This window comes from Chryseobacterium sediminis (genome assembly GCF_008386505.1).
In the GTDB taxonomy this organism is placed as follows: Bacteria; Bacteroidota; Bacteroidia; order Flavobacteriales; family Weeksellaceae; genus Chryseobacterium; species Chryseobacterium sediminis.
Genome location: NZ_VUNZ01000006.1, coordinates 106,857 through 126,265, shown reverse-complemented (window position 1 = coordinate 126,265; position 19,409 = coordinate 106,857). Strand labels below are relative to the sequence as shown.

Below are 19,409 nucleotides of genomic sequence, written 5' to 3'. Positions count from 1 at the left end.
CAATTTTATCTCCCAAAATTAATGAAAAAATTGGTAATGTCCCTCATTTGCCCATTTCAACATTGGCCGATCTCCTGAAGTATCTCCAAATGCAATAATTTTATCGTACCTGGAATCGTTAATTTCTGCTTTAATTCTTACAAGTTTTTCTTTTCCGTTGCAGTTTTTTCCCACAAAATTTCCTGTGAAAACTCCGTTCTTAAACTCTGCCCGCGTAGAAACAAGCTCCATTTTAAGTTCCTCAGCGAAAGGCTTTACCCAAATATCTAAGGATGCGGTTACTAATAAACTTTGTGTATTATTCCTATCGATATTTTTTATAAAGTCCAATGCATTCTCCCTCACAATTTTAGGATAATGAAGTTCAAAGAATTGTTTAGACTTCATTTCGATTTTTTCCTGAGTCTGCCCTTTTAAAATAGATCCGATAAAGCTTTTTTTCACTTTTTCCGTTTCTGCCAGCTTCAGCTTCAACAGGATAAAGAGGGGTACGTGTCTTAAAAATTGTATCCGGTATTTTGTAGAATCGTAGAATTTAAGATACATAAACATAGTATCCTTATAGGTCAAAGTTCCGTCAAAATCAAAACAATACAATTTTTTCATTTCTTTTTAAAGCTTTAATTTTTTGAATATAAATTCAGGGATATTCCTGATAATCATCATAATAATACTCCAAATCGGCAAAACATATGCCACGTTTTTTTCCTTTTTGAAGGCTTTATAAATACAGGCAGCCGCTTGCTTCGGTGTTGCTGTAAGTTTCGGATTTAACGGCAGGCCTTCTGTCATTTTGGTTGCCATAAACCCTGGTTTTATGGTAAGAACATGGACTTTTTTATCAAAAAGGTAGTTTCTCAAACCACTCAAATAGGCTGTAAACGCTGCTTTTGCACTTCCATAGATAAAATTACTCTGTCTTCCCCTGTCTCCTGCTACTGATGAAAGCCCGATGATCGTCCCGGATCTTCTGCTTTCAAATTTATGTGCAAAATAGTTCATTACGGGAACCAATTTTGAATAATTAATGTCTATGATGCGTTCCGTATTCCTGTTATCATACAGACCTTCTTCTGTTCCTTCTCCTAAATATCCTACGGCACAAAATAATACATTTGAATTGATATTATCAAATCTGTTGTAATCAATTTCTTTAGTCAGATCCAGTTCAATAACTTCTGCCTGCTGCAGAAACTTCACATCTATATGTCTTGCAAACCGTTCTGTAGTTTCTTTATTTGAGGTAAAAAGATAGATTTTTTCAAACTTTTCTCCTTCCTGAAGTGCTTTTTCCACAAAAGCCTGTGCTACTTCAGATGTACTTCCCAGAACTATCATTATGAGTTGTTATTTATGATTCTTTTGTGCTGTAAAGACACAAATTTAGGATTTTGAATATTTTTCAGATAATTGGTAAGTGATGATCTGCTCATACTGTCTTTGGTAAGATAAATTCTTCCTCCGAACTCCTGAACAATGGCATCAAGCTGATCTACCAATTTTTTTAGTTTTGAATTAACTTTAAAATCTAAGGCCAGCGTATACCCTTCCACCGGGAATGAGTTGTAAGCTTCCGGATTGTGTTTTCCAAAAAGTTTTAAAACCGCTAAGAATGATCCGTTCCCACTATTGGCAATCGTTTCAAGGATTTTTTTCATTCCTTCTTTTCCCGTTTCTTTAGGAATCACCATCTGATATTGTATAAAACCGGATTTCCCGTAGATTTTATTCCAATCATTAATAGCGTCCAAAGGATAGAAAAATGTTTCGTAATCAATAAAATTCTTAACTTCTTTCTTCGCCTGCTTTTTATAGTATAACCAGTTGAATATTTTTACCGTAAGTGCATTCAGTACAAATCCCGGAAAATAAAAAGGAACTGTAGGTGACAATTTTTTCTTTAATCTCAAAGGAGTTTTTGAAAAACTTTGGGGAAGTTCGTGTTGGAAGGCATGTTCCCCTCTCATCAAAATACTTCTTCCAATATTTTTTCCTTTCTGAAGGCAGTCAATCCATGCAACAGTATAAGTCCAGTTTTCACTTTCATCAAACAGTTTAAAGATTTCATCCAGATTTTCTGCTTTGATACTTTCCTGACGAATGTATGCGGATTCTATGTTTTTAAGCTTAAATTTTGCTGTAAGAATAATCCCTGTAAGTCCCATTCCACCAATGGTAGCCCAGAATTTCTCTGAGTTTTCTTCTCTGGAACAGGTAATAATTTCTCCATTCTCCGTCATGAGCTTAAATTCAATCACATATTCTGAAAAACATCCTTCTGCATGATGGTTTTTCCCATGAACATCAGAAGCAATAGCTCCTCCTACTGATATAAATTTCGTCCCGGGAGTAACGTACAGGAAATATCCCTGCGGAACCGCAATTTCCAGAACATCTGAAAGCAGCACTCCGGATTCGCATTCTATCACTCCGTTTAAACGGTCAAAATTGATAAACTTATTTAATTTTTTTGTTGAAAATATAGATTCTCCCAACGAGGCATCTCCATAGCATCTTCCGTTTCCTCTGGCAATAATCTCGTTGTGATTGAGTACAAATTCTTTTATTTTTTTGAAACTGTCCTCTGATCTCATTTCTTTCTCCACTACCGGGAAATTACCCCAGTTTGTAACTTTCTGTGTGAAATTCGGCTTCATTTCTTAAAATAAATTTGAATTAAAAATGCAGCCACCCAAAGTAATAGGGTAACCTGTATATAACGGTCCCGATACACAATCTTTGTAGGAGATTCCGTTCTGTTGTAAACCAAAGTCTGCTGAAGGTATCTTAATAGGGCAAAAACTACAAAGATTACCGTATAAAAAACTCTTTCATGGAATCTTTCCTGAACTTCCGGTGACAGGGTAAACATCAGATAACACACAATAGCCAGCGTAATTGAAATAGATAATGCAATGTCTGCAAACTGAACGTTATACCCGTCCAATGCTTTTCTTGTTTTTCCTGAAACCTGTGCGTTGATCAATTCTCCCCTCCTTTTTCCAATGGCCAGTACAAGTGCCAATACAAATGTTAAGAGGATTGCCCATTGTGAAATACTGATTCCGGTAATATAACCTCCAGCCAATACACGAAGTACAAATCCTATCGCAATAATAAAAATATCGATGATCGGAACATGCTTAAGCCTAAATGTATAGGCAAGATTCATTACTACATAGAAACCTATGATGATGGCAAACTTCCAAAGCAGCTCATGGAAATAGAGTTGTGTAAAAAATACAAGAACAATATCCGTGATGACCAGACCGATCAGAATTCCTATAGCTTTCGCTTTTGAAATAGCACCGCTAGCCAGGGGTCTTCTTCTTTTTTCAGGATGTTTTCTGTCTGCTTCAATATCATTATAATCATTCAGAATATACACTACACTTGCAGCAAGTGAAAATATAACAAATGCAAAAATGCTTTTGAGAAGCAGGTCTACGTTAGTAATATTACCTGAAAAGAAGAGCGGGACAAATACAAAAAGGTTTTTCACCCATTGCTCTACGCGGAGCAGCTTTAAATATTTCTTCATTTATGTTGTTTCAAGTGCAAAAGTAATCAATTCAAAATTTCCAGCCTAAAAATACAAAAAAAACCGCCTAGGCGGTCTTTTACGAAAATATTTATATGTAAAATTAATTACTGCCCTTGTTTGGCATCATTAATCATTTTTTCATTTGCAGTGATCGCAAACTCTACTCTTCTGTTTTTAGCTCTTCCTTCATCAGTATCATTGCTTGCAACCGGCATATTTTTACCTTCACCTTTTGTGAACATTCTGCTTGATGCAATTCCTTTTCCTGTTAAATAAGCTTTTACAGCATCCGCTCTTCTTTGAGACAATGCCATGTTGTAAGCGTCTTTACCTACGCTGTCTGTATGTCCGTAGATATTGATATTGGTATCAGGGTTATTCGCTAATACCTCAGCTAGTTTATCAAGGTTAGTTTGTGCAACAGAAGTAAGATTTGAAGAGTCGAATGCAAAGTTAACGATGCTTTCATTCATTGTTACTTTAATACCATCTCCTACTCTTTCTACCTGGGCACCCGGTAAAGTTTCTTTAATATCTCTAGCCTGCTTATCCATTTTGTTACCGATAACATTACCAGCTACACCACCGATAATACCTCCTAATACAGCACCAATAGCTCCATTTCCTCCTTTTCCTACATTGTTACCTAAGATACCTCCAAGTACTGCTCCTGAAGCAACACCTACTGCTGTACCTCTTTGTTGGTGATTTGAATTCTGAACCGCTTCACAGCTTGTCAATAATAATGCTGATGACAAGAAAAGGGCTCCTACGTATGTTTTTGTAAATTTCATTTTTTTTGATCTTTTATGTTGATAAATTATTTCATTCCTGTTCTCTGGAAGTTGTAAACTACTTTTACATTACCTCCTTCAAAAGGAACATCTTGCTCAAGTGAAAACTGATCTGTAGCCTGGTTGATTAACGTCATTGTATAACCGGCAGTATTTTGTTTTGCTTTAGTACCTGAAGCAATTTTTTTAAACATAAATGTATTACCACCTTTTACTTCAAATTTGATAGGTTGTGTAATCGCCGGGCAATCTCCACCGCCATTTAAAGTATATGCTCCTGTCCAGTTATTAGGAATTAGTCTCCAGTGGCTTCCTACGAAACACTGTGCGTCTGCACCTTCATCAAAAGGTTTAATTTTATAACCTTTATCATAATCAATGCTTACAATCTGCCAGTCTCCTTTCATTTTCAAGAAGTCGGCTCTTTGATTTTGAGATGTAGCTGCTTTGTTAACAGAGGAACACGAAACTGCAAAAAGTGATGTTCCCAACATCCCTGCAAGTAGTAACTTTTTCATTTTGTTGTTTATTATTTTGTTATTATAAAGTTACAAAAAACCGTGCCAAAATTTAAAATAAAAAATAAAAAGTCCGAAAAAAATTCGGACTTTTTATGGTTTCTCCTTAAAAACAGGGAGATAAATTATTTTTTAACAGCCTTTTTTACAGATTTCGAAGGCTTAGCAGTGCCTGACGGCTTTCCTTTGTAGAAATTGGTATAAGCATATTCTGCGGCTTTTTTAAGGTCGATAACACCTCCTGCCTGCGATTGGTCTGTGAATCCGTTTGCAGTACTCGGATTGCTGCTTTTCACAAGTGCTTCAATGATCTGATAAGGTTTCAGATCTGGCATATATGCTAATAAAACAGCAGCTCCACCAGCTACAACAGGGGAAGCCATAGAAGTTCCCTGAAGGTATTTGTATTCGTTTTTAGGAACGGTAGAATAAATTTCTTCTCCAGGAGCGAAAACATTTACCATTTTTTTATTGTAGTTAGAAAAATCTGCTCTCAAAGCGCTGTTTTTATTGGTACTTGCTCCTACTACAAGAACATTGCTTACAAATGGTTTTTCATCCGTAACATTTTTAAAATTGGTAGGATATGCCAAGTGTTCTGCTACATCTTCATTTTCGTTACCTGCAGCTTTTACTAAAAGCACCCCTTTATCTTCAGCATATTTAAAAGCATCCCAAACTACATTTTTACCCGGGGAAACAGGTTTCCCGAAGCTCATATTTAAAACTTTCGCTCCGTTATCTACTGCGTATCTGATAGCATTAGCAACGTCTTTATCTCTTTCATCACCATTTGGAACTGTTCTTACAGACATGATCTTAGCAACCTTTGAAGCTACCCCATACTGAATTTCTTTTCCTTGTGGAAGTCCTGCGATAATTCCTGCTACGTGAGTTCCATGTTCTGCATCCGGTCCTTCGTAATGATTGTTACCATAGCTTTTTTCAGAATAGTCATCATAATTATCACCTACGATCTCTTTTCTAGGATCATATGAAAGATCGTATTGTTTTGCTGCCGGAGCAAAATGGTCTATTGCCTCCTTCATCTCTTCCTTCATCTTTTTTTCAAATTCAGCGGAAGATTTCCCTTTGAACTCAGGGCTTTGAGAAATCTGGCCCAGGAATTCCAATGCGATTGCATCTTTCTGGTCTGTAGGGGCTTTAATCGCTGAAAGTGTTTCAGCTGTTACAGGCTTACCTCCTAATAATTTTACCATATTAGGAATCAGCTCGTTCAGCATAGAATAGGTTTTGAAATTTTGCTGAGCCTCGATACTTTTTTTATTGAACATATCTTTGGCCTTCATATACATATCAAACTCTTCTTTCATCTGAGCCTGATTTGCTTTATTCTTAGTAGAATCACTACCTTCAAAGACAGGTTTGTATTTGGCAACAACTCTTGTCACTTCCATGTTGTCGATATCAATATCACCGTTTTTACCTCCTATGAAGTTCCAACCGTGTACATCATCAATATATCCGTTTCCATCGTCATCTTTACCATTTCCGGGAATTTCGTTAGGATTTGACCAAAGATTCTTTACCAATCCGGGATGGTCTACCTGTACTCCACTATCCAAAACTCCTACCACAACGGTTTTAGGCTTCAGTCCTTTAGATTCTAAGTATTTATAAGCATTTGCCGTATTTACTCCATACACTTTTGAAGTGGTAAAGTCCTTATGATACCATGTCATCAGATCTTTGTCTTCGTTTGGATCAATACTTTTAGCTTTAGATTCCTGTGCAAAAGAGAAACTAAAACCTGCTAAAAAAACTGCAGCTAATAATACCTTTTTCATATGTTGAAATTTATTTTTTAAAGAGATATACCCATCGCCAACTTCACCTGCTTTATGCTGAAAATTTCATTAATAGCGATGGTATGCTAATATGATTGTTTTATATTTTTTATATACATAAGCGATTCCGGACCTTTATTACATAGAAGATCAAGAACCGACAAGTCTTCCAAAAATCCTAATTTATCAGAAAATGTCTGGTAATATTCTTCCATCTGAAACTCGGAAGGAAGCTTTGCCGAAAACTTTTCTCTGAAATTAATACTTTCAGGATTTTTGATATATTCTTCATTCAAAGAGTGTGCCTTTTCTGTTTTTAATATCTGTTGGATGATTTCTATGCCTTTAAGGTTAAAATCAAGAAGGTACTTTTCCTGAAGTTCAAATATTTTTCTGAATTTATCTTCATAGTATTCAAAGTAAGGAGAACTTTGATATGCTGTCTTTATTGATTTCCAATGAAGGGCTCTCCAATCTTCACGGTATGAGATTTCAACATCTTTAAATTCTCTTTTCCCGTTATGATGGATAGGAATTATTAAGGACAGTTTTCCGTTGGCTCCATAGATATTCGCTCTGTTTCTATAAGTCTGCTTGGGAAAGCTCTCAAACTGTTCCAATGTAATTTCATTCTCAGGATTTAATAGCACTGAAAACCATGAAATTGGGGGCAAATAAAATGCCGGCAATAATACATTCTTCATATTCATAATACAAAAATGAAGTATTTTTTCAAATACTTCATTCTATTTTAAGTTTAATTTTTCTATTAGTCGTCTTCAGTTTTTTTCTTTCTGAATAATTTCACGAAATACTCCCATCCGAAGAATAAGATAAGAATCATCGCTGCAATCCACCAGTAAGAGGTTTTATTGGCTTCTCCTGTATTGGTTGCTTTGAACATTCTTTCCCAACGGATTTTAAATGGCGCCTGATAAGTAGAACTGCTGTCAGCAAAAGCCCCCTGAAGGCTCATCCATGTAAACATTGGTTTTCCGACAATATTTTCTTCCGGAACGAAACCAAAGAATCTTGCATCTAATGAAGCATCTCTGTTATCCCCCACCATCATATAATAATCCTGCTGAATAGTATACTGGCTGGCTTCTTTCCCGTTGATAAAGATTTTCCCGTTTTTTTTCTCTAAGCTGTTATGCTCATATTCAGAAATGATCCACTGATAGGTTGGAAGTGTTTCCTGATTGATGGCCACAACATCTCCTTTTTTAGGAATTCTAAGCGGTCCATACCAATCCTGATTCCAAGGTTTGTTGATTGGGAAGATAGACTGTGTAGTATCAATCTTAGTTTTGGCTTCATCTCTGTAATATACAGCAGCTTCACCTTTTGCTGAAACTTCTTCTTTCATATCCAGAACATGAGGAAGTTCTTTAATTTCTTTGGCCGTCTTATCTGTCAGCCCCTGAAAACCATAAATAAATCCTCCGTTATCCTGCTGAAACTCCTGAACCGGTAAAAATCCATAAGCTTTATATAAAGTTGGGATATCTAATTGAGCATCCGTTGTCACAATATATCTGTGCTGTACTTCCTGATCTCCTAAAACAGTTTCCGGCTTTCCGTTTACGAAAAGTCTTCCGGCTCTCATTTCAAAAGTATCACCTGCTGTAGCAACACAACGTTTTACGTAAGGATCTTTTCTGTCGATCGCTGTATGTACGGAATCCTGAGGATAGTTGAAAACTACCACATCATTTTTCTGTGGCTTGTTGAATTGTAAAATTCTTGTGTAAGGAAGCTTAACTGCGTCTACGTAAGATTTTGGATCGTCTTTCGGATTACCTTTCTGTCCTGTATCCATAATGGTCCCCTGAAGGAAAGGGATTGCTACCGGACGCATTGGAAGTCTGTACCCGTAGCTCCATTTGTTTACAAAAAGGAAGTCACCCACCAGTAATGTTCTTTCCATAGATCCTGTAGGAATCCCGAAAGGCTGCGTTACAAAAACGTGGATAATAGTTGCAAAAACTACCGCGAAGGTAATAGAACCTACAAATGTATCTTTCTTTTTATCGTTTTTTTCTTCGTCTGTAAGGAACAGGTCGTTTGCATTTTCATCTTCTAACTCTACATCTTTAGAATAGTTAATCACAGCCATATAAATAAACGGCAGGATCACTGTAAGAATCTGATCTTTGAAAAGGGTTTTTCCAAACTTTTTCACTAAGTAAAGATGGAAAACAGACATCATGATTGGTCCTACAATCGGAAGATAAGACAGGATTGCCCACCATTTCGGATGTTTTGTTTCTTTCAGGATGATGAAATAGTTGTAGAAAGGGATAAAAGCAAATAAAGGGCTATACCCCATTTTCTTGAACAGTTTCCAAGATGAAACGCCCATCAATACGGATAGTATGAGGACATATACTGTATAAGTTAAAAAATAATTCATAAATTTTTTGTGCCTATTCTTATGATAAAAATGATGAGTAATAAATGATAAAAGCAGTCCGCTGTTTACAATTCACTATTCATCATTTTCTGTTTATTGGTCTGCAATTTACAGAATTTGTTACAAATTAAAGCCCCAAAACATCTTTCATTGTGAAGTTTCCTTTTTTATCTTTGATCCATTCGGCTGCTACTACAGCTCCCAGCGCAAAACCATTTCTGTTGAAAGCGGTATGCTTGATCTCGATTTCGTCTACTTCACTTCTGTAATATACGCTGTGAGTTCCCGGAACTTCATCTTCACGTACTGCAAAAATCCCTAATTGTTTGCCTTCTGTTTCTTCCAGTTTCCAGGCATCAAATTTAGGGTTGTTTTGGATAATTCCTTCTGCAATAGATATCGCAGTTCCGCTTGGAGCATCTTTTTTATGGATGTGGTGAATCTCTTCCAGCTGGCAGGAATATTCATCTACATTTTTCATCAGATCGGCAAGCTTTTCGTTTAAAGCAAAGAATAAATTGACTCCTAAACTAAAGTTGGAACCATATAGGAATGCAGTACCGTTTTCTACAGCCAGTTTTTCTATTTCTTCTTTTTGATCCAGCCATCCTGTAGTTCCACAGATCACCGGAATTTTATTTTCAAGACAAGCTTTAATGTTTTCAAATGCCACTTCCGGCAATGAGAATTCAATCACAACATCCGGATTATTAAGATTTTCAGCCGTTGGGGTTTCTTTCAGACGGGCAACTACTTCATGACCTCTTTTCTGCGCGATCTCATCAATGATCTTACCCATTTTACCGTAACCAACTAATGCTATTTTCATATAATCTTTTTTATTTTAAATACTGCTTTCAACCGGAGTTTTTGCAGATATGTTGTCTTTTAAAATCTATAACTTAAACTAAATCCTGTTTTTGGAGCGCTGTACCCGTACTGATCCTGAATAACCGATGGTTTAAAAACCAAATCCGGGTCATGACGGCTTTCGTAAAGATGGGCATCTACTACGGCATCTACAATATTCAAGATATAAATAAGTCCTGTAATCGCAATGGCGTAATCTCTTTGCCTCTTCGCTCTGTCCTGAGCGTTCCCCAATGCTTTTTTATCTAAAAACGGGTGACTGTCCACAAACTCATTCGGTGTTCCGTTAAGTTTCGCGATGTAGTATTCACGATATTTTTTGTATTGGTTGTCATTCCATACAGCAATACCAACTCCGGCTCCTACGGCTCCCCAAACAATCGGAATTTTCCAGTATTTTTTATTATAAAACTGTCCTAATCCCGGTAGAACGGCAGAATATAATCCTGCTCTGGTAGGATTCAGCTTTATGGTTTTTACTGTGGGACCATTTGCTTTTTCAAGATCTTCGATGATCTTTGCTTCCGTTTTACCTGGTTTTACCACACGTGGTTCTTCTTTCGGAGGAGTCTGCATCCGAACGGTATCAATAGGATTTACTTGTGAATAGGCCAGTGCAGCGATACACAAGAAAAATGTGAAAAATATTTTCTTCATTATTTAATATGGGATAAAATATATTCCAGCTCTTCTTCATTTTTGAAGTCCAGAACAATTTTACCTTTTTTACCATTTCCAGAAGATTTGATCTCTACTTTTACGTCCAAGATATCAGCGATGGTCTTCTGGGCTTTTTTATAGTTATTGGAAAGTTCCACTTTTGCTTTTTTTGCAGCGGGAGACTTTGGATTCTTCAATGCAGCAGCAGCCTGCTCTGCCTGACGAACGTTTAATTTTTCTTTGATAATAAGATCGAACAAAACCTGCTGATCTTCTTCGCTTTCAAGACTGATGATTGCTCTGCCGTGTCCTGCAGAAATTTCACCGCTTCTGATGGCATTCTGAATATCCGGGTTTAGTCTTAACAACCTGATAGAATTTGTAATAGTACTTCTGTCTTTTCCTATTCTCTGGCTCAGATTTTCCTGCGTAAGACCAATTTCCTCTAAAAGCCTATGATAAGTAAGGGCAATTTCGATAGCATCAAGATCTTCTCTTTGGATATTTTCAACAAGAGCCATCTCAAGAAGCTCCTGATCATTTACTAAACGGATATAGGCAGGAATAGTTGTTAACCCCGCAATTTTAGTTGCTCTGTAACGTCTTTCTCCGGAAATAATTTCAAACTTTTCACCATCTTTTCTAAGGGTAATCGGTTGAATTACGCCTAAGTTTTTGATCGACTGTGCAAGTTCGTTTAATGCTTTTTCATCAAAATAAGTTCTCGGCTGCGTCGGGTTCGGATAAATATCTTCAAGCGCAACTTCTACAATATTTCCTACAAACTTATCTGCTCCTTCATCAGTAGCGGAATTGATAGTTGCTTTGGATTCTGCACTTAAAATGGCGCCCAAGCCGCGTCCCATAGCTCTTTTTTTGTCCTTCATAGATATAATTGATAAATGATGTTTGGTAAGTGATGACCAGCATTCACTTATTGGCCATTTATTATTAATTTAATTCTTTATTAAGTTTTCATTCTTCAAAAGAACTTCTTCAGCTAACTGAATATACTGAACAGCTCCTTTACTTTCTGCATCATAATTCAGGATACTTTCCCCGAAACTTGGTGCTTCACTCAATCTTACGTTTCTGCTGATAATGGTTTCAAAAACCATCTCAGGGAAGTGTAAGTTTACTTCTTCCACTACCTGATTGGATAGTCTCAATCGGCTGTCATACATTGTAAGAAGAAGACCTTCAATTCCAAGATCTTTGTTGTGGATTTTCTGAACATTTTTAACGGTGTTCAGAAGTTTTCCAAGTCCTTCTAATGCAAAATACTCACATTGGATCGGAATAATTACAGAATCTGCTGCCGTAAGAGCATTTACTGTAATAAGACCTAAACTCGGGGCACAGTCTATGATGATATAGTCATAATCATCTCTTACACTGGCTAATGCTTTTTTAAGCATATATTCACGGTCTTCCTTGTCTACCAATTCAATTTCTGCAGCTACCAGGTCAATGTGTGACGGGATAATATCCAGATTTGGAGTTGCAGTCCTTTTGATACAGACTCTTGTTTCAGCACTATGCTCCAGTAAATTATATGTAGAATACTGAACATCTTCAACACCCAGACCGGATGTAGCATTCGCCTGAGGATCAGCATCAATGATTAATATTCTTTTTTCCAATACTCCTAATGCTGCCGCCAAGTTTACAGCGGTGGTAGTTTTACCAACACCTCCTTTTTGATTAGCAATACCTATGATTTTTGCCATTATTAGAACTTTAAGTTTCAAAAATACACTTTTTTCTTTGCTCTCGGTGAGTGGAGAAAATCAAAATTGAGTTAAAATATTGTTAATAAGCAATTTAGCAATAAAAAAAATTATCCACAAAAAAAATTCTTTGTGGATAACTATTTTAAATGTGTTTTTCCGTATTAATTATCAAACTTCATTGAGATAGGAAATTTGAAATAACTTCTTACGAATTCTCCTTTTTTGTTTTTGGCCGGGATCCATTTTCCTTTACTGGAAATTGTTTTAATTGTTCTCATTGCCTCACTGTTAAAATCGGCGTTGGTTCCATTAGCTTTTACCCCTGAGATGGTTCCGTCCATTTCTACAATAAAGGTAACTGTCGTTTTCACAACGTCTTCTGATTCAAATCCTGAACCATCAAAGTTGTTCATTACTTTATTTCTGAAGGAGTCTATTCCTCCTGCAAAATTAGCTTCTACACTTAATTCCGTTTCAATCTTTTTAGGATCTGTTTTTTCAACTACCGGATCAGCTTTTACTGCAGGTGGGCCATCGCCTCCGATGACACGAGGTACAATCGGAATATAGGTTGTAGCCGGAGTTTCTTTACCTTCCGATGTTTGTGTGCTTGCTACTGCATTCGTTTTATCCTCAACTTGTTTTTCATTGGTAACAATCGCTTTAGGCTCTGGTAATCTATCATCATATGTTTTTACTGCGGGAGCTGGTGGCGTTGGTTTTACAATTTGTACTGGCTGATCTTTCGGTTTATCTATCTCCTGAATTTCAACTACTCTTGGAAGTTCAAATACCTTATCTGAAATAACTTCCGGAGTTTTAAATGCTGAAATTACAAATGGTGTAATAGATACTGCAGCCATTAAACTTGCTCCGATAAAAAGCGCTTTGGTTAATATTCGATCTGATTCGTTTCTTAATACATAGGCACCATATTCTTTATTGCGGTGCTCAAAGAGAACTTCGTTAAAACGAAATTCCTGGTTTTGATTATGTTGTTTCATCACTACTACTTTTTTAAACTGTTAAAAATTTTGATTATTAGTTTTGTTAGCTCTTATCGATAAGCAATGTTGTAATATCAAAACATCTGCCAAAATTTTAGCAAAACAACATAATATTAGAAAATTTTATGATAATGTTTGAATTTTAACATTTTCAAATAGAAAGTTTATACGGAAAAGCAGTGATATTTTTATGAAAAATTAGAAAGAACAATAAACCACAAATACCATAGTACTAGCTTATTAAATAAAATTATATAAGCAGGAGAAGAAGTGTAAGCGGTATTAATAATCCCAAAGCATTAATAATAATGAGAATAACAGAACTGATTTTAGTTTTTGAATAACTTTTAGCGGCAAAATAGATTGCTCCTATACTAAAAATCAAACTGCAGGCAATAAACAGAATCAATAAAAAATCTGAACTTACACTGAATGGCAAGCCGCCTAAATAAACAATAATCAAAACAGCATATGCAATGGTAAGATATAAGCTGATTACGATATTGTTCAGAAAACGTTGTGGTATTTTATTTTCTTCCATAATTTCTTATTTACACTTTGTTTTAAGACAAAAGTATATAAAAATTAAAGATTGGAATAAGTATCCTTGTCAATGTTTAAAACCTTGACAAGGGATACGATAAGCTGTTAAAGTAGATTTTAAACAAAAAAAAAGAGACCATCCAATGATAGCCTCTCTATTTTTTATAGTCTAAGAATATTAGAATAATTCTTTTCTGATGATGTTCTGACTTCTTTCAGGACCTACAGAAACTAAGTACACATTGATTCCTAAGTACTTTTCAATAAACTCGATGTATTTCTGAGCATTGTCAGGAAGTTCATCATAGCTTCTTGCTTTTGTAATATCTTCTGCCCAACCTGGTAAATCCTGGTAGATAGGCTCGTAGTTGTATAATTTTTCTGTTGAAGAAGTGAAATAATCAATCACTTTTCCGTCTTCAGTTTTGTAGTGTGTTACTACTTTTAGGTTTTCAATTCCTGTAAGAACATCAAGCTTAGTGATTACAAGGTTGTTGATTCCATTAATCATACAAGCGTGCTTTAAAGAAACAAGATCTAACCAACCCGTTCTTCTTGGTCTACCTGTAGTAGCTCCGAATTCACCACCAATCTGTCTGATGCTTTCTCCTAATTCATTGTCTAATTCAGAAGGGAAAGGTCCGTTTCCTACTCTTGTACAGTATGCTTTTGCTACACCGATTAAGTTCTGAAGTGATGTTGGTGGAACTCCCGCTCCTGAACAAACACCTCCTGTAGATGGAGAAGATGAAGTTACGTATGGATACGTTCCGAAGTCGATATCAAGCATTAATGCCTGCGCTCCTTCAAATAATACGTTTTTACCGTCTCTGATCGCCTCGTTCAGTTCCAATTCAGTATCAACGATTCTGTCCTGAAGCTGTTTTCCGATCTCTAAATATTCGTTGTAGATTTCTTCAACGTCTAAAGTTGGTTTTCCGTAATATTTTTCAAAAAGAGAATTCTTAACTTTTAAGTTTTTCTCGATTTTATCTCTTAAAATTTCAGGATTTAAAAGGTCTACCATTCTGATTCCGACTCTTGCAATTTTATCTTCATAACAAGGTCCGATTCCTTTTTTGGTAGTTCCGATCTGAGTTCCTCCGTGTTCCTCTTCACGGTAAGTATCCAAAAGGATGTGGTAAGGCATAATGACATGCGCTCTTCTGCTGATAAAGATGTGATCTGTTCTCAAGCCTTTGCTCTCGATCTGACCAACTTCTTTAATGAAAGACTTAGGGTTTACCACTACTCCGTTCGCAATGATACATTTCCCTTTGCATTGAAGAACTCCTGAAGGAAGAAGGTGTAGAACGAATTTTTCATCACCTACATAAACCGTGTGACCAGCGTTGTCTCCACCCTGGAAACGCACTACATAGTCCGATTTTGCTGATAAAACATCCGTGATTTTTCCTTTGCCTTCATCTCCGTACTGAAGACCTACAACTACATAAGTTGACATATTTTACTTTTGTTTTTAGATTCGTGCAAAATTACTTTTAAAAAAAATGACGACCAAATTATAGAGGATATTTATTTTGAGTTGGGGTGAAAATCATGAGGTTGGACAGACTTTTTAATATATTTGAATAAAAACAAATACTATGATAGAAAACTCAATTTATGATTTTAACAAAATCTATGAACATTACGAGGAAATAAATAGAAATATTCTAAACAAAGCTTTTATTGAAGAGGATGAAGATAAAAAGACACTTATATTACAATTTTATGATGATTTTATAAAATTTGATGCTAAGTTACGCTTAGGAATTGCAATTAAAGAAATAAAACTAACAGAAAAATTTGTTGATGAAAAACATGGGGACTTAAAAGAATGTCATTTACTACTTTACAAACTCTCTGATATTTGGTTTGCTTATGAAGCTTTTTTTATTTTTCATCAAAAAGCTTTAACATTAAATTTACTTGATCGCAAAATCCTTTGGTTAGATGATTCAACAAATATTGAATACTCTAATACTGAAGAAATAAATAATTCATTACAACAAGTAAATTTTGAATTAAAAAATAAATTTAATAATATAGATAAAAGAACATTGCTAAAAGGTTATTTACAATATTGTGAAAAGTTAGCAAAAGGGGGACAAAAAGCAAGATTAAAGAAAATAGTAGACAAAATAATAATAAATCAAAGAATTCCAGATCTTTCTCATACTGAAGTATTAACCATAATATACTCTATCAGAAATAACTTTGTCCATAATGGTGAAATTACTGTTTATCCAGAACACTTCACTTATGCTTTAAAAAAAGAATTATTATTAATTTTATATAAATATCTTGTTATTATAACCATTAAGTCTGCAACAATTACGATTCAAAAAAAACTGATTCAAAATTAATAATAAAAAACACAAATTCATGGATAATAAATTTGATATAAAATCAACAACAATTGAAAAAGGTTTAGAAATAGCTAAAGACTTTGTGGATAAGTTAATTATGCCTTCAATTGAAGAAACAGGTTTATTAGTTAAAGACCACATTACCATGTGGCGTTTTAAAAATCAAGTTAAAATGCTAAATAAAGCAAAAGACTATTGCGAAAAACATAATATTAAATCAAAGAAAAAACTCTAAAAATTTTAGCACCGTTGTTAGAATATTCTGCTTTAGAAGAAGATGACAACATGCAAACGACATGGGCAATATTACTTTCAAATCTTGTAGATTCTGAGCAAAATATAGAAAATCACGTATTCCCATATATATTGAGCCAACTTTCTAAAGATGAGTTTTTTCCTTTGGAAGCTATTTACAATAAATGTATTGCAAGAAGATTAAATTTATCAATCGAATTAGAGAATTTTCAAAATGAAAAATCATCAAAAACAGAAAATATAAAAAGGCAAATTGAAATAATAAAAAACGAAATACAATCAAGAAAAAGTATTTCACAAGATAGTTGGGACACTCAAATATGGAAGCTCGAAGTTAAAATAATGGAATTGGAAAGAAGCATTAAGAATTTAGATTATGAAGAAATCAACCTTAAGCATTCAGTAGTAAAATTTGAGACTATCCCTGAAAATTTATTTAAAGATTTTGAAATTTCAAATGTTATAAGATTAGGCTTAGTAAAAGAGGTTAAAGAGTTCTATGCAGAAAGCCAAACATTAGAAATTCCTATTGACAAAGATGATGAATATGTCAGTGGCAGAACTTATGCAAATGTTGATTTGGAAATTGAAGTAGATTCTACAACAGAATATATTTTAACTGAATTAGGAGAATTATTTTTTAAAGCATGCAAAGTTAAAAATTAAAAAATTACTTTTTACATCTTTAAGTCACCTTCAAACAACTTCTTATGCCAGTATCTCAAACCTCAACATACCTACCATCAAAAATAGACACCAACTCACAACTTTTCTACAGCCTGTTTTCACCAGAAACAGCAAAAGCCACGCTTCTCATTGTTCATGGCATGCAGGAACACAGCGGAAGATATGCAGAAATTGCAGCATATTTTGCCAATCATGGGATTGCTGTATTAACTTATGATCATCTGGGACATGGAAAATCTGTAAAGGAGAAAAAAGATATTGGTTTCTTTCAGCTTGAAAAACCGGATGAAAGGCTTGTAGCCGATGCAGAAATGATGGCAGATCATCTTGCAGAGCAGTTTCCGGAGGTTCCTCATTTTATTATGGGACATTCTATGGGATCTTTTATTACACGTTGTCTTCTTCAAAAAGCAAGCAGTAAATTTACAGGAGCTATTATTACAGGAACCGGTGGACCTTTACCGGGAATAGACTTGTTAAGAGCTTATTTATCATTAACCAACGCCATCGCCCCTCATCATCGTACTTTTTTGAATTCTGTTTTTACAAGTGTCAATAACAAACATTTTAAAAAGGATAAAGATTTCAGCGATACCAGCTGGCTGAGTGTAAATCCTAACAACAGAAAAGCTTTTGAGCAGGATGAACTTTGCGGAATTCCGTTTACTCATAATGCTTTTTATACTTTATTTACTATTTATAAAAAAGCGACAGCGAGAAACTGGGCTGCAACTGTTTCTAAGTCATTTCCTTTTCTATTTGTAAGTGGGCAGAATGATCCGATAGGTGATTTTGGAAAAGGCGTGATGCATACAGTCAACAACTTAAAAACAGACGGTTTTCAGCCTGTGGATGTGAAGATCTATCCTGAAATGCGCCATGAGATTCTTAACGAAGAAATACGGGAAGAAGTACTGAATGAAATCTATCATTGGATAATAAAAAATTAAAATGCTTTCGCAGATTTTGCAGATTTCTAAACTAACAAAGTTATGAGAATACATATTTTCGGAGCTTCAGGTTCCGGAGTGACCACTTTAGGAAAAGCATTGTCTGAAGAACTCAATCTTGAATACTTTGACAGTGATGATTTTTTCTGGCTCCCAACACCAATTCCTTTTACAGAAAGACAAAACCCTGAAATAAGAAATTTAATTGTTTCAGACCAACTTCATACTGCTGAGAACTGGATTTTTGGTGGCTCAATCATTCATTGGGGTGAAAATGTATTTCCTGAATTTGACCTGATTATTTTTCTTTATCTTCCTCCTGAAATAAGATTGGAAAGACTGAGAAAAAGAGAGCATGAAAGGTATGGTGATGAAATTATTACCAATCCGGAAAGAGCAGAAAAATTTCAGGAGTTTATGGATTGGGCTGAAGATTATGATCACAATACCGGTATTGCAAACAGAACGTTAAAAGCCCATTTGGAATGGCTGTCTGAGATGAATACCCCCTTGATTGAACTTTCAGGCGATTATAACCTGCCTCAAAAGATGGATATTATTCTGAATAAAATAAAACAGGTTATATAGAGATTATTTCGCTTTGCTCGCAATGACAAAGGTTATGTTACTTTCAGAAGAATTGCTATTTTAGAACACTAAAAAAATCAATCACTGTGACTATAGAAGAACTTATAAAAGACAAGACTGTAAAATCAAAAGAAAAGGTTGATATTATCAGTAAATGGGTTATTGATACCTCTTTACCTGCCAATGAACTGATTGCTTTCGCTGAAAAATCAAAAGATCCTGTAAAAGCAACCTGCATTGAAGCAATAGAATATGCTACAAAACAGAATCCTGACCTTGCGGATGATACCGTGTTTTCATTTGTCACCCAAACACTTACCGAAAAGGCTCCCAGAATAAAATGGGAAAGCGCCAAAGTGATAGGCAACACAGCCCATCTGTTCCCTGAAAATCTGGATCAGGCAATTGATAACCTTTTGGGAAATACAGAACATGAAGGAACTGTGGTACGCTGGAGTGCGGCATTTGCATTGGGCGAAATTTTAAAATTAAAAACCAAACACAATACTACCCTGCTTCCCGCTATTGAAGGTATCAGTGAGAAGGAAGAGAAAAACAGTATCAAGAAGATTTATCTGGATGCCATTAAAAAGACAAAGAAATAATTTTTTATATAAAAAATCCCGGTTGATAATTTCCGGGATTTTGTTTTATAAGTTTTGGC

The 19,409-nt window shown here is 35.2% G+C and carries 22 protein-coding genes; 6 read left to right on the top strand and 16 right to left on the bottom strand.

The features are described 5' to 3' along the window. Positions 1-18: 18 nt before the first annotated feature. The 16 genes from FW780_RS21460 to FW780_RS21385 all read right to left on the bottom strand — a co-directional run bounded on the left by FW780_RS21460 (position 19) and on the right by FW780_RS21385 (position 15,358). Complete coding sequence (locus FW780_RS21460; RefSeq protein WP_149835630.1) at positions 19-606, bottom strand: HAD family hydrolase; 588 nt, start codon at positions 604-606, stop codon at positions 19-21. 6 nt (positions 607-612) lie between these two features. Further along, entirely contained in the window at positions 613-1,338 is a 726-nt protein-coding gene (locus FW780_RS21455; protein WP_149835629.1) for an SDR family NAD(P)-dependent oxidoreductase, read from the bottom strand. Beyond that, positions 1,338-2,657, bottom strand: a complete 1,320-nt coding sequence (locus FW780_RS21450) for an FAD-binding oxidoreductase (RefSeq protein WP_149835628.1) — start codon at positions 2,655-2,657, stop codon at positions 1,338-1,340. The genes FW780_RS21455 and FW780_RS21450 overlap by 1 nt, the downstream gene beginning before the upstream one ends. Beyond that, complete coding sequence (locus tag FW780_RS21445; RefSeq protein ID WP_149835627.1) at positions 2,654-3,541, bottom strand: decaprenyl-phosphate phosphoribosyltransferase; 888 nt, start codon at positions 3,539-3,541, stop codon at positions 2,654-2,656. Before FW780_RS21445 ends, FW780_RS21450 begins: the two co-directional genes overlap by 4 nt. 107 nt (positions 3,542-3,648) lie before the next feature. Further along, positions 3,649-4,338, bottom strand: coding sequence for an OmpA family protein (locus tag FW780_RS21440; RefSeq protein WP_149835626.1), 690 nt, complete (start codon positions 4,336-4,338; stop codon positions 3,649-3,651). Positions 4,339-4,364: 26 nt separating this feature from the next. Next, positions 4,365-4,856, bottom strand: coding sequence for a lipocalin family protein (locus FW780_RS21435; protein ID WP_149835625.1), 492 nt, complete (start codon positions 4,854-4,856; stop codon positions 4,365-4,367). Between the two features lie 125 nt (positions 4,857-4,981). Beyond that, on the bottom strand, positions 4,982-6,664 hold the full coding sequence (locus FW780_RS21430; protein WP_149835624.1) for a S8 family serine peptidase: 1,683 nt from the start codon (positions 6,662-6,664) through the stop codon (positions 4,982-4,984). A gap of 86 nt (positions 6,665-6,750) precedes the next feature. Continuing rightward, positions 6,751-7,374: a WbqC family protein gene (locus FW780_RS21425; RefSeq protein WP_394353395.1), complete on the bottom strand. Its 624-nt coding sequence runs from the start codon at positions 7,372-7,374 to the stop codon at positions 6,751-6,753. Between the two features lie 59 nt (positions 7,375-7,433). Beyond that, complete coding sequence (gene lepB, locus FW780_RS21420; RefSeq protein ID WP_149835622.1) at positions 7,434-9,080, bottom strand: signal peptidase I; 1,647 nt, start codon at positions 9,078-9,080, stop codon at positions 7,434-7,436. 127 nt (positions 9,081-9,207) lie between these two features. Continuing rightward, positions 9,208-9,909, bottom strand: a complete 702-nt coding sequence (gene dapB, locus FW780_RS21415) for a 4-hydroxy-tetrahydrodipicolinate reductase (RefSeq protein ID WP_149835621.1) — start codon at positions 9,907-9,909, stop codon at positions 9,208-9,210. Positions 9,910-9,968: 59 nt separating this feature from the next. After that, complete coding sequence (locus tag FW780_RS21410) at positions 9,969-10,607, bottom strand: DUF5683 domain-containing protein (protein WP_149835620.1); 639 nt, start codon at positions 10,605-10,607, stop codon at positions 9,969-9,971. Then, positions 10,607-11,497: a ParB/RepB/Spo0J family partition protein gene (locus FW780_RS21405; protein ID WP_034697457.1), complete on the bottom strand. Its 891-nt coding sequence runs from the start codon at positions 11,495-11,497 to the stop codon at positions 10,607-10,609. Before FW780_RS21405 ends, FW780_RS21410 begins: the two co-directional genes overlap by 1 nt. Positions 11,498-11,566: 69 nt before the next feature. Beyond that, positions 11,567-12,340 (bottom strand): ParA family protein, encoded by a 774-nt coding sequence (locus FW780_RS21400; RefSeq protein ID WP_047420649.1) that lies wholly within the window; start codon positions 12,338-12,340, stop codon positions 11,567-11,569. 164 nt (positions 12,341-12,504) lie between these two features. Continuing rightward, a complete protein-coding gene (locus FW780_RS21395) occupies positions 12,505-13,347 on the bottom strand; it encodes an energy transducer TonB (RefSeq protein ID WP_149835619.1) in 843 nt (280 codons plus the stop codon). A 253-nt stretch (positions 13,348-13,600) separates the two neighbouring features. Further along, positions 13,601-13,891, bottom strand: a complete 291-nt coding sequence (locus FW780_RS21390) for a hypothetical protein (RefSeq protein WP_149835618.1) — start codon at positions 13,889-13,891, stop codon at positions 13,601-13,603. A gap of 180 nt (positions 13,892-14,071) precedes the next feature. Further along, entirely contained in the window at positions 14,072-15,358 is a 1,287-nt protein-coding gene (locus tag FW780_RS21385; protein WP_149835617.1) for an adenylosuccinate synthase, read from the bottom strand. A 142-nt stretch (positions 15,359-15,500) separates the two neighbouring features. Between FW780_RS21385 and FW780_RS21380 the strand changes: the two genes are divergently transcribed. From FW780_RS21380 to FW780_RS21355, 6 genes are all read left to right on the top strand, one after another. Further along, a complete protein-coding gene (locus tag FW780_RS21380; protein WP_149835616.1) occupies positions 15,501-16,262 on the top strand; it encodes a hypothetical protein in 762 nt (253 codons plus the stop codon). A gap of 19 nt (positions 16,263-16,281) precedes the next feature. Next, complete coding sequence (locus tag FW780_RS21375) at positions 16,282-16,500, top strand: hypothetical protein (protein ID WP_149835615.1); 219 nt, start codon at positions 16,282-16,284, stop codon at positions 16,498-16,500. 14 nt (positions 16,501-16,514) lie between these two features. Then, positions 16,515-17,186 carry an Abi-alpha family protein gene (locus FW780_RS21370; RefSeq protein ID WP_167510772.1) on the top strand — a complete coding sequence of 224 codons (672 nt, stop codon included), beginning with the start codon at positions 16,515-16,517 and terminating at the stop codon, positions 17,184-17,186. 44 nt (positions 17,187-17,230) lie between these two features. Beyond that, positions 17,231-18,157, top strand: coding sequence for an alpha/beta fold hydrolase (locus FW780_RS21365; RefSeq protein WP_149835613.1), 927 nt, complete (start codon positions 17,231-17,233; stop codon positions 18,155-18,157). A gap of 42 nt (positions 18,158-18,199) precedes the next feature. Then, complete coding sequence (locus tag FW780_RS21360) at positions 18,200-18,745, top strand: AAA family ATPase (RefSeq protein ID WP_149835612.1); 546 nt, start codon at positions 18,200-18,202, stop codon at positions 18,743-18,745. An 86-nt stretch (positions 18,746-18,831) separates the two neighbouring features. Continuing rightward, entirely contained in the window at positions 18,832-19,350 is a 519-nt protein-coding gene (locus tag FW780_RS21355; protein WP_149835611.1) for a HEAT repeat domain-containing protein, read from the top strand. The last annotated feature ends 59 nt before the right edge of the window (positions 19,351-19,409 follow it).

Coding starts and splice junctions, on each gene's coding strand:
- FW780_RS21460 (WP_149835630.1), bottom strand. CDS start 606: ATGAAAAAATTGTATTGTTTTGATTTTGACGGAACTTTGACCTATAAG.
- FW780_RS21455 (WP_149835629.1), bottom strand. CDS start 1,338: ATGATAGTTCTGGGAAGTACATCTGAAGTAGCACAGGCTTTTGTGGAA.
- FW780_RS21450 (WP_149835628.1), bottom strand. CDS start 2,657: ATGAAGCCGAATTTCACACAGAAAGTTACAAACTGGGGTAATTTCCCG.
- FW780_RS21445 (WP_149835627.1), bottom strand. CDS start 3,541: ATGAAGAAATATTTAAAGCTGCTCCGCGTAGAGCAATGGGTGAAAAAC.
- FW780_RS21440 (WP_149835626.1), bottom strand. CDS start 4,338: ATGAAATTTACAAAAACATACGTAGGAGCCCTTTTCTTGTCATCAGCA.
- FW780_RS21435 (WP_149835625.1), bottom strand. CDS start 4,856: ATGAAAAAGTTACTACTTGCAGGGATGTTGGGAACATCACTTTTTGCA.
- FW780_RS21430 (WP_149835624.1), bottom strand. CDS start 6,664: ATGAAAAAGGTATTATTAGCTGCAGTTTTTTTAGCAGGTTTTAGTTTC.
- FW780_RS21425 (WP_394353395.1), bottom strand. CDS start 7,374: ATGAATATGAAGAATGTATTATTGCCGGCATTTTATTTGCCCCCAATT.
- lepB (WP_149835622.1), bottom strand. CDS start 9,080: ATGAATTATTTTTTAACTTATACAGTATATGTCCTCATACTATCCGTA.
- dapB (WP_149835621.1), bottom strand. CDS start 9,909: ATGAAAATAGCATTAGTTGGTTACGGTAAAATGGGTAAGATCATTGAT.
- FW780_RS21410 (WP_149835620.1), bottom strand. CDS start 10,607: ATGAAGAAAATATTTTTCACATTTTTCTTGTGTATCGCTGCACTGGCC.
- FW780_RS21405 (WP_034697457.1), bottom strand. CDS start 11,497: ATGAAGGACAAAAAAAGAGCTATGGGACGCGGCTTGGGCGCCATTTTA.
- FW780_RS21400 (WP_047420649.1), bottom strand. CDS start 12,340: ATGGCAAAAATCATAGGTATTGCTAATCAAAAAGGAGGTGTTGGTAAA.
- FW780_RS21395 (WP_149835619.1), bottom strand. CDS start 13,347: ATGAAACAACATAATCAAAACCAGGAATTTCGTTTTAACGAAGTTCTC.
- FW780_RS21390 (WP_149835618.1), bottom strand. CDS start 13,891: ATGGAAGAAAATAAAATACCACAACGTTTTCTGAACAATATCGTAATC.
- FW780_RS21385 (WP_149835617.1), bottom strand. CDS start 15,358: ATGTCAACTTATGTAGTTGTAGGTCTTCAGTACGGAGATGAAGGCAAA.
- FW780_RS21380 (WP_149835616.1), top strand. CDS start 15,501: ATGATAGAAAACTCAATTTATGATTTTAACAAAATCTATGAACATTAC.
- FW780_RS21375 (WP_149835615.1), top strand. CDS start 16,282: ATGGATAATAAATTTGATATAAAATCAACAACAATTGAAAAAGGTTTA.
- FW780_RS21365 (WP_149835613.1), top strand. CDS start 17,231: ATGCCAGTATCTCAAACCTCAACATACCTACCATCAAAAATAGACACC.
- FW780_RS21360 (WP_149835612.1), top strand. CDS start 18,200: ATGAGAATACATATTTTCGGAGCTTCAGGTTCCGGAGTGACCACTTTA.